We start from the raw sequence: 4,606 nt of genomic DNA, 5'->3' as shown, positions 1-4,606 counted from the left end.
GGGCGCGGAGGACATCTACGAGAGCCCGCGCACCGACGGGCCGATGGCCTCGGTCTACGAGCATGCCGCGCGTGCGATCGACCGCAGCCTGGACAGCGGGCCGCACGGGTTGCCGCTGTTCGGCACCGGCGACTGGAACGACGGGATGAACCGCGTCGGCCATGAGGGCCGGGGCGAATCGGTCTGGATGGCCTGGTTCCTGGCGCAGGTGATCGAGGACTTCGCGCCGATCGCGACCGCGCGCGGCGAGCAGGAGCGCGCCGCGCGCTGGAAGGCGGCGCGCGACGGCTGGGTGGCGGCGCTCGACGGGCCCGGCTGGGAACGCCGCTGGTACCGGCGCGGCTTCTTCGACGACGGCTCGCCGCTGGGCTCGGCCGAGAACGCCGAGTGCAGGATCGACCTGATCGCGCAGAGCTGGGCGGTGCTGACCGCGGCGGCCGATCCGGCGCATGCACGGCAGGCGATGGCCAGCGCCTGCGCGCAGCTGCTCGACCCGGTGGCGAAGCTGGCGCGGCTGCTGCATCCGCCGCTGGCGCGGGCGCAGCCGAGCGCCGGCTACATCCAGTCCTACGCGCCGGGCGTGCGCGAGAACGGCGGCCAGTACAACCACGCGGCGGTCTGGGCGCTGATGGCGTTGGCGCGGCTGGGACAGCGCGACACGATGTGGCAGGTCTACACCGGGCTCAGCCCCGCGCACCGCTGGGCCGATCCGCGGCTGGGACCGATCTACGCGATCGAGCCCTACGTGATGGCCGGCGACATCTACTCGCAGCCGCCCTGGGTCGGGCGCGGCGGGTGGAGCTGGTACAGCGGCTCGGCGGGCTGGCTGCTGCGGGCCTCGCTGGAGTCGATCTGCGGCGTCGTCATCGAGCAGGGCCGACTGCGGGTGCGGGCCTGCCTGCCGGTGCACTGGGACCAGGTCGAGGTGCGCATCCGCCACCAGGACCGCTGGCTGCGGGTGATCGTCTGCGCCAACGAGACCGCCTGCCGCGCCGCGCTCACCCGCGAGGCCGGCGCGCGCCGGGAACACGCGGGCGAGTCGATCGACCTGGCGACCTTGTCGCCGGAACAGGCGCTGGTGGTGGTCAGCGTGCCGGAGACGGTCCCGCTGCCCGAGGCGGCCGGGCAGGACGCGACCGCGCCATGAGGGCTCGATAAGCGCTCGATGAGCGCTGGATGAGCACTCGGCCGCAGTCGATGCCGGCTGGCACCGGCGGCAATTCCATGTCCGGAAACGGCGCGACCGCCGGGGCGCCCCTGCCTATCGTGGGCGCCTCAACCACTCCGACGGCCCACGCGCCGCGCTCACATGGACTTCCGCATCCTGGGTCTCGACCCTGCCCCATTCCGCCCGATGTTCACGATGACCGACGAGCACCTGCGTGAGCTCGGCGCGCTGCGCGTGCGCATCGACAGCCCGCGCTCCGCGCCGGACCGCATCACGCTCGACGATGCCGCACCGGGCGAGACGGTGCTGCTGCTCAACCACGTCTACCTGGAGGTCGACTCGCCGTACCGCGGCACGCATGCGATCTACGTGCGCGAGAACGGCGGCGAGCGCTTCGACCGCGTCAACGAGGTGCCGAGCGCCTTGCGCGGCCGCATGCTCTCGGTCCGCGCCTTCGACGCCGCCGGGATGATGGTCGACGCCGACCTCGTCGAGGGCGACCAAATCGAGGCGCTCATCGAACGGCTCTTCGCGCCTCCGTCGGTGACCTACCTGCAGGTGCACTTCGCCAGGCGCGGCTGCTATGCGGCGCGCGTGGAGCGTGTCGCCGGGTCGACGGGGACGGCCATGCCATAGTCCGGCCCCATGTCCCGCCGCCGCCGCATGCCCCGCTGGCTCAGCCTGGTCTTCCTGGGCCTGGGCCTGTTCATCGTCCTTCTCTCGCTCGACGTGGTGCATCACGTGCCACGCCCCGGCCGCGCCCGAAGCGTGTTCGCGACGCCCCATCACTGGTCCGTCACCGCCTTCGGCCTGGCCCTGATGGCGATCGCGCCGTTGATCGCCTTCCCCCGCATGCCCGAACGATGGCGCCTGGTCGTGGGCGCCATCGCGTCGCTCACTTTCCTCGCGGCCATGGCCGGCTTCCTCGTGGCAGTGCCGCTCGGGCCGGCCGGGCGTGTCCTGCTGGCGATCCCGGTCGCGATCGGCGGCATCGGCGTGTTCGTTCGAATTCGGCAGCTGTGGACCGGCCGGATTCCCTTCGATCCCGACGCACTCGATCCCCTCGAGAAGGCGAGCATCCTGCGCACCCATGGTCGGCCCGAACAGGCCGACGAAGTGTTGCTGCGCGCCATGCGCAATGAACCGCACCGCGCGCCGGAGTTCCAGCGCGCGCTCGATGCCATGCGCCGCCGGCGCGTCACTCCGGGCGCTTGAGCGCGACGGCCAGCGCTTCGAACCCGGCCCTGCGCACGCGCTCGTCGATCGCCGGCGCGATCCGGCGCGCGGCCTCGAAGTCCTGACGCGCCTTGTCCGGCTCGTTGAGCCGGGTCAGCGCCACGCCGCGCCCGTAGTGCGCCCAGGCCAGCGGCTTGAGCGCGATCGCACGATCGAAGGCCTTGCGCGCGGCCGCGGCCTCGCCCTGGCGCAGCCGCGCCCAGCCGAGGAAGGAGTGATAGGTCGCCTCCTGGTCATCCAGGTCCACCGCCTCCTTGCAGTCGTCGACCGCCTGCTCGATCTCCAGGTTCATCCGCGTGCGCATCCAGCAGCGCTCGCCATGCATCGAGGCCAGCTGCAGGTCGCGCGGGTGGGTCCGGATCCACAGATCGAACTGCTTGAGCGCCTGCGGCGCCTCGTCGCGCCGGGCATGCATCTGCGCCATCGCCGCCCGCAGGTTCGCGCCCGGCGGCAGCGCCGCGTCCAGCGCCTGCCGAACGCTGCTGTGCCGCGCCAGGCCAATGAGCGGCTGACCGTTGAGCTCGGCCAGCGACGGCCTCCGGCGTCGTGCCAGCGGATGGTCGCGCCGGCAGACCAGGAAGAAGACATCCGACAGGAAGGGCTCCACGGACAGCTCCGGCGCGGTGGCGCGCAGGGCGGCGAGCGCCAGGTCGGCGCGGCCGGCGATCGCGCGGTCCAGGTCCTCCAGCGCCCGCGCGGGATCGCCAGCCACGAGCGCAGCGTTGCCGCGGCGCGCGAAGCCGTCCGCATCGTCCGCCGCGATCGCCTCCGCCTTGGCCGCGTAGCGCTGGTCATAGTCGCCGGTCTTCGCCGCGTCCTTGGCGAAGACCGGCCCGCCGTTCCAGGTCGCGTAGACCTTGCCCTGCAGCCGCGACACGTAGACGCGGTGGGACAGGAAATAGTCGAGTCCGAGCAGCATGCCGTACTCGTTGTCGCTGGCGTCGGTCACCCGCATCTGGTTGTTGCTCACCTTCTCGCCGCCGAGCTCGAAGCGGTCGACGCGCGCCGTCCATTCGCGCGCGAACTCTGCGCCCGCCCCGCCGCTGCGGCCCGCCGGTTTCAAGTCGGCCTCGGCGATGCCGGCCTTGCGCGCCGCGCCGATCATCAGCGCGGTCGACGGTGCGCCGGTGTCCATCAGCGCCCGCACCTTCTCGCCGTTGATCAGCACCGGCACGCGCACCGCGCGGTCGTTGCGTGCGTACGAGATCAAGGGCGCCTCGATCACCGGCGCGTCGCCGGCCCAGTAAGCCAGCGAGGTCTTCTCGCAATCGCCCTTGGGGAACACCAGCCGCACCACGCCATGGGCCAGGTCGTACTCGGTGTCCGCCACCGACAGGAAGTTGCGACCCAGCACGCCCATGATCCCGGCGTTGATCTCGTTGCCGCCGACGAGGAACTCCACGCCCTTGAGCTCCGCCTGCTCCAGCACGACGCTCTGGACCGTCGTGATCTTCAGCGCCTGCACCGCGCCGGTGATGCCGTAGACGCGCAGGCCGTCGGGCGCTGGCTTCAGCCTCAGGTTGAGCTGGCGGGCACTGGCCTCGCTGAGGAAGCTGTAGAACGCGCCGCTGTCCACCAGCAAGGGCACCGGCACGCCATTGAGCTTGACCGTGGCCACCGGCCGCGATTCAACCAGCCGCACCGGGATGGTCATCATCTCGATCTGGCACTTGTCCGGCGCGGCGGCGGCGGTGCCCAGGACCAGCGCCAGCAACGGCGCCAGCAGCGGCGCGACATGACGAGCGTTCAATCGTTCCTCCCCAAGGAAGTTCCCGCGGGCGGTCGGCCGCCCGTCGAAGGCGCGACGATACGCGCAATCCGGGCACCGCCACGCCCCTCCGAGGGGGGATCGTCCTCGAGGAGAACCGCCGTCGTGAAGCGGGCTTCAGGCCGTCGTCATCGACCCGTCAAGGCGCGGCCCGGGCGGCCGGCGCCAGCACCTCGGCCCACATCGCCGCCGCGCGCGCCGCGCCGTCGGTCGTGAAGTGACAGCCGTTGCGCAGCGACGGGCCCAGCGTGTCGGTGTCCGGGCCTGCGCGGAAACCGCTGCCGGGGATCGCGAGCAGTTCCCGCACCGCCTCGCGCACCTGGCCGCCGTCCTGCGGCGGGCAGTAGGTCGAGCGCGCGATCCACCACGCCACCGAGGCCATCGGCGCGGCCACGCCGGCGCGCTCGTGCGGCAGGCCGGTCTCGCGCGCCTCG

The 4,606-nt window shown here is 72.3% G+C and carries 5 protein-coding genes; 3 read left to right on the top strand and 2 right to left on the bottom strand.

The window, feature by feature from the left end:
• From FUT87_RS08160 to FUT87_RS08150, 3 genes are all read left to right on the top strand, one after another.
• Positions 1 to 1,147 (top strand): GH36-type glycosyl hydrolase domain-containing protein (locus FUT87_RS08160; RefSeq protein ID WP_404935374.1); only part of this gene is annotated, 1,147 nt, incomplete at its 5' end.
• A gap of 207 nt (positions 1,148 to 1,354) precedes the next feature.
• The gene (locus tag FUT87_RS08155) at positions 1,355 to 1,804 is read left to right on the top strand and encodes a DUF1203 domain-containing protein (protein ID WP_222617087.1); all 450 of its coding nucleotides are present in this window, start codon (positions 1,355 to 1,357) and stop codon (positions 1,802 to 1,804) included.
• A 9-nt stretch (positions 1,805 to 1,813) separates the two neighbouring features.
• On the top strand, positions 1,814 to 2,383 hold the full coding sequence (locus tag FUT87_RS08150) for a hypothetical protein (protein WP_147240703.1): 570 nt from the start codon (positions 1,814 to 1,816) through the stop codon (positions 2,381 to 2,383).
• Here FUT87_RS08150 and FUT87_RS08145 read toward each other — a convergent pair.
• On the bottom strand, positions 2,367 to 4,154 hold the full coding sequence (locus FUT87_RS08145) for a retroviral-like aspartic protease family protein (RefSeq protein ID WP_147240702.1): 1,788 nt from the start codon (positions 4,152 to 4,154) through the stop codon (positions 2,367 to 2,369). The two genes, FUT87_RS08150 and FUT87_RS08145, sit on opposite strands and share 17 nt — an antisense overlap.
• Before the next feature lie 157 nt (positions 4,155 to 4,311).
• Positions 4,312 to 4,606: hypothetical protein (locus tag FUT87_RS08140; RefSeq protein WP_222617085.1), on the bottom strand; the 295-nt coding region annotated here is incomplete at its 5' end.

The sequence above is a fragment of the Mitsuaria sp. TWR114 genome, from assembly GCF_007997345.1.
This window is presented reverse-complemented; position numbering and strand designations above follow the sequence as displayed.